Here is a 5,033-nt window from a genome sequence, read left to right as displayed (position 1 = left end):
TTTTTCCTCGATCTTATCTGGAGATAGCCCAGCGAGATATTCGCGTGCAGTAGTGAGCCGTTTGATTGCTTTCGGATCACGCTCGTCCGCGAGCTGCTCGCGGACGCGCTCAACTGAAAGATCGGGAATCTTGTTCCCGTCCTTGGACATACTCAAACGATGAGCTTCTGTGTCTCAAAACTTCCGACGTTGAGTATAGAAGAACACACGTCTATCGATTTGTTCTAATCACTCTTCGTCGCTATATTCTCCTCCTAATAGGATATTAAATAAGAAGTCAAGAAACCAAGCGACGAAGACCAGGATCGGAGTTCTTGTACACTGTGGCGAGTGATGTCTTGTTGCTCCTTTTATTTCTTCGACTAACTACTCTACACCCACTCCTATCGATTTGTTCAACCCCCTTTCTACACACCAATTATAACAGAATCGAATTTATAAAGATGGATTTAGCCGAAGGATATTATTCTGATTAACCATATCCACCTTGGCTCCCCCGTGATTGACCCACCTCACCACTCTTTCTCGTTAGAACAAATCGATAGGGGTGGGTGTGTGGTCCTAGGGACACGGTCGTGGTGAATCCCCCGACTACGTGTAGGAGTGATCCTATGCTCAATTTTGATCAGAAATGGAAACCTCCCACTAGGGCGTGGAAAGAACTTCTCTCCACTAATTCAATACCGATCTCCTATGGGTAACTCCTCGCGAAACAAATCGATAGAGGTGACCCTCTATATACAGGTGGTTTTGTTGAACAAGTCGACAGAGGGGTGCGTCTAGTGGTAAAATATGTTGAATCCGTGGACCCAGTCGTATCTTCCTGTTATATTTCACCTCCGTCACCACAACCAAGAAGTGACTATCACCACCCGATGACGAACCCATCGATAATCTCTGTGAACAACGTCAGACATTTAGCATCTCGCTCTCTCACAACAGATATGTCGTTTCGGGTCAGCTGGCACAATCTCCTTGAGCGGTTAGATGACCTCCCGGAAGGAGCGACGCTCCGGACACCACTCTCGAACGACCGGTTTCAGATAACTGGCGTCCAGGAACACCGTGTCATCATCAGATTCTCAGATAGCGGTGAGTCGCGACCGCTTCAAAAAGATCAGTTCGAGACACTATATCGGCGTGTCACCGACTCTACCGATGGGTTCGACCTTGATCGACTCCCACCCGATGCAGATCCATACCCGACAGTATTGAGTCTCCATCCACGATTTGAGGTGAACGACGACCGAGGTGTGATCATCGAGACTGAAGCACCAACCACCTCATTGTTACTGGACGAGGGCCGGTCTTCTGACCCTGCTCCAGACGAACGGACAGAACCCGATCTCGACGTCTACGCGGATGCGCTGTTGCTCGTCGACGCGCTGGAACGCCACGAGGTTACAGCGCTCGAAGAGGTCGAAACAGGGACACTCATCGACCTGTATACCTTGCTCTCGGACGTTCAACGGAACGCCAACGACCTCCGCAAGGAGATCGCGGACACGCTCTTAGATCGACTCCATCACGACCGACCGGTCTCGGGATCGTACGGCTCAGTCCAGCGGACGGCTCGGACGAACCGCTCGCTCAAAGATGACGACGAGGTGCTGGACACGCTCGAATCAGCCGGGATCGACCGTGATCGGGTGGTGAGCGTTGATCGCGGGAAGGTTGACGACGCCCTTGAGGTGACTGATGTTGCTGAAAGCGATGTCTACGAGATTGAAGAAACCGAGTACGTTCGGAAAGCCGAGGTGGACGAAGACCGCAAGGAGACGCGGCTCCAAGGGCTGAAAGACCAACTTGCGGCGAGCGATGCTGACGACGCCGACCAGCTTCGCGACGAAGTCGAAGAGCTCGAATCGCGGATCGAGGAACTGACCGAATTCAAGTCTGGACAGTCGTATCACACGCGCTCGAATGCCGACCGATGAGTTGGTCTGGCGGCGTGACGAGGGGAGACACGCTACGGTCGACGTCAGCCCTAGGTGGGTGCTCGCTACCGATCAAGAGTATCGGCCCAGTTGGATGAGCAGTCTTCTCATGTACTGCTCACCAATCGTCTGGTGAAATCTATTGATAGCTAGTGGGCCTTCAGTTGTGAGCTTCTAGATTCACCCTACAGACCGTCTATCAGTTGTTTCTAGCAGTTCAGCGTTGAAGCGGCACTAAGGCATTAGAGAGCAGTTCACATCCCTTGCTTACTGACACGTGAATCGTTCGGCACAGAGGATGTATCTATCGGATAGAGTCAAGCCGGTCCACAATTCTTCGCAGTATGTGTTCGGCAATCGAATAAGAACTATACAGGTGAGAGCGAATCGAGCAACATGGGTCACCTATCCTCTCTCACTCAGGATCTGACTAAGCAAGACAAGCGGAAGATTGCTACTATCGTTCTGGTTATGACCACTGGACTCCCAGTCTACGTAGCGTTCATGTCTCTCACCGGTGTAATTGATGTGCCAATGACCACGTTCTTCCTCGGACTTACTCCTATTATCGGGTTTGTGATGTCACTGCTCGCGATTATACCAGCCTATCTACTAGGGAGCAAAATGACTCCCTGATTGTCTTGAGCTAGGCACGGACACGTTGATCATACGTGCGCTGTGTATCTCGCACAGCTATCGAGTTATCTCCCTGATCTGGCAGAATCCTCGGCACTCAATGCGTATACTCGTCCTGACAGCTAATTCATCGAATCCCAGACAAAATCAGATTTTTGTGAATATTTTTATAACACCTATTGATATTCAAACACGAACCTGCCTTCTGCTTTTGTATCGAACTTTCTATGGGAATCAAATACCTGGAGACGCTGCTCAGTTATCCGGAATTTGTCATCCCACCGTCGACGTATAGTGACTCCCCACTAACGTAGGACGCGAGGTCGCTCGCTAGATAGAGTGCGGCATCAGCAACATCCTCTGGTTGACCGAGCCGACGTAGCGGGATCGTCTGGCGATAACCCTCTTCAGCCTCTGTCCCGACGATCTCGACGTCCTCTTTGAGCATTGCCGTCTCGATAGCGCCCGGATGAATCGCGTTCACTCGGATGTTCTCAGGCCCCAACTCGTCGGCGAGCGCGTACGTCATCAGTCGGACCGCACCTTTTGATGTACAGTAGGTGACGAAGCCTGCACTCCCTTCGAGACCGGCGTTGCTCGACATGTTGATAATGCTCCCACCACCGTTCTCAACCATTTTGCGGGCAGCGTACTGCGCGCCAAAGTAGACTCCCTTGACGTTGATATCCATCATCTGGTCGAAGGCGTCTTCGTCGGTGTCGACGAACGTCTCTTGGCGGAAGATACCCGCGTTGTTTACCATCACGTCAATGCCACCAAATTCGTCCGCGGCATCGACGGCCGCTTCGAGGTCGTCAAGATTCGTCACGTTACATTCTACATACGTCGCGTCGACATCGTACTCGTCGATAACGAGTTCGTGAGTCGGCGTACCACCCTCTCGTGGTGCTTCCTGAATATCGGCGACAACGATGTCCGCACCCTCCGCGGCGTATGTCTCCGCGATAGAGCGTCCGTTGCCGCTCGAACCACCAGTGATCACAGCCGTCTTCCCGTCAAGCAGGGGACCAGACATGGTGTAGCTAACATGTTCCCATTTGTAAATAAACGTTCGTGATATACCTTTTTATTCTTGGGTTACCTAATTTGGGGGGATTCTTAGGAGGCGATGTATATGATCCATTGTTGTCGACACAAACTTGAATTGATCACAATAGGTGGAATATGTATCGCCTACAACTCTCCTACTAACTGATCGGTTTCCCTGATGGCTCCACCCGGTTGTCGGCGGCGGAGGGCATCAAAACCCACTTTTCGGTCTCTCCCGTACGTATTGCCATGGATCGCCGTACATTTCTCGAAGCTGGTCTCGGGGTAGCCACCGCCACTAGCCTTGCCGGCTGCGCTGGCCAGGTTAATTCTCGGTCCCCGCGTGCTCCTGCTATTGTCGAAAATCGTCCTAACGGGATCTATTTGCCGGGCCACGTTGAGGGAATGCAGATGGTTGGAACTACTGAGCAGGGCGATTACGGCTTTGGACTGATGTACAGCTACGCCCACCGATTTTGGAACGTCAACGGTGAAACCACGTCGCTGACCGAGATTGGGCCTGACGACGATATCCATCTGATGGCTAGCGTCTGGGATTCTGAAACCCAAACGATCCTTCCTGAAACGGGGTTGAGTGTTGAGATCTACCGCGACAGTGAACTCATCTCTCAAGAGGCTATCTACCCGATGCTGTCACAGCCAATGGGATTTCACTACGGAGCAAACTTCGGACTTGACGGGGACGGCACCTACGATGTCCGGCTTAGTGTTGGTGGCTTATCGACTCGACGGACCGACTTATTTCAAGACCGGTTCGAACAACCTGTAACCGCGAGAATCCCATTTGAGTACAGTGAATCGAAACGAGACAATATCAGTTTTCGCCGGCTTGAGGACGCTGGATCCTCCGGTGCTGTCGACCCCATGGCGATGGAAATGCTCCCAAGTTCGATTGCACCCCGGGCAGACGTCCTCCCCGGCCGCGTCGTTGGCACCGGCAGTACCGATGGGGCCGTTTTCGTGACCACGGTGCTTGACTCCCCTCCGGCAGGCGTTGTTGGTCAGGGACAGTATCTCGCCGTCTCAGCGCGGTCACAGTGTAACCGTATGGTACTCCCGGCGATGAGCCTCTCAGCGGCACAGACTCGCGACGGTGAGATACTCTCTAACCAACGGCTCACTCGGACGCTGGACCCATCCCTCGGCTACCACTATGGCGCTGTCGTTGACGCCGTCCAGTCCGGTGACAAGCTGACACTCTCGCCGACGCTTCAGCCGCAGACAGCGCGTCACGAGGGGTATGAAACGGCCTTCGGTGGTGAAACCGGGGCAATGGAAGACATCAACTTCACCGTCAACGATCAGCAGTCGGCGTAGCGATGGTGGCGACAGACTGTTGATTACGGAGAATCGAGGAGAAAGCCTCGCGCTTCAGCGCTGTCTCTTACC

The 5,033-nt window shown here is 52.8% G+C and carries 3 protein-coding genes and 1 pseudogene; 2 read left to right on the top strand and 2 right to left on the bottom strand.

Going from position 1 to position 5,033, the window contains the following annotated elements:
• Positions 1 to 150, bottom strand: a pseudogene (locus tag Z052_RS19485) (IS630 family transposase); the annotation flags it as partial.
• 794 nt (positions 151 to 944) lie between these two features.
• On the opposite strand from Z052_RS19485, the gene Z052_RS19480 reads away from it, so the two are divergent.
• Entirely contained in the window at positions 945 to 1,937 is a 993-nt protein-coding gene (locus tag Z052_RS19480) for a hypothetical protein (RefSeq protein WP_094520519.1), read from the top strand.
• A gap of 895 nt (positions 1,938 to 2,832) precedes the next feature.
• On the opposite strand, the gene Z052_RS19470 is transcribed toward Z052_RS19480, so the two are convergent.
• Positions 2,833 to 3,609: an SDR family oxidoreductase gene (locus Z052_RS19470; RefSeq protein WP_094520517.1), complete on the bottom strand. Its 777-nt coding sequence runs from the start codon at positions 3,607 to 3,609 to the stop codon at positions 2,833 to 2,835.
• Positions 3,610 to 4,034: 425 nt separating this feature from the next.
• Between Z052_RS19470 and Z052_RS19465 the strand changes: the two genes are divergently transcribed.
• The gene (locus Z052_RS19465) at positions 4,035 to 4,961 is read left to right on the top strand and encodes an iron transporter (RefSeq protein ID WP_241898021.1); all 927 of its coding nucleotides are present in this window, start codon (positions 4,035 to 4,037) and stop codon (positions 4,959 to 4,961) included.
• Positions 4,962 to 5,033: the final 72 nt, after the last annotated feature.

This window comes from Halorubrum sp. C191, from assembly GCF_002727095.1.
GTDB classification, from domain to species: domain Archaea; phylum Halobacteriota; class Halobacteria; order Halobacteriales; family Haloferacaceae; genus Halorubrum; species Halorubrum ezzemoulense.
The sequence above is the reverse complement of the archived record's forward strand: the minus strand, read 5'-3'. Positions and strand labels throughout refer to the sequence as shown.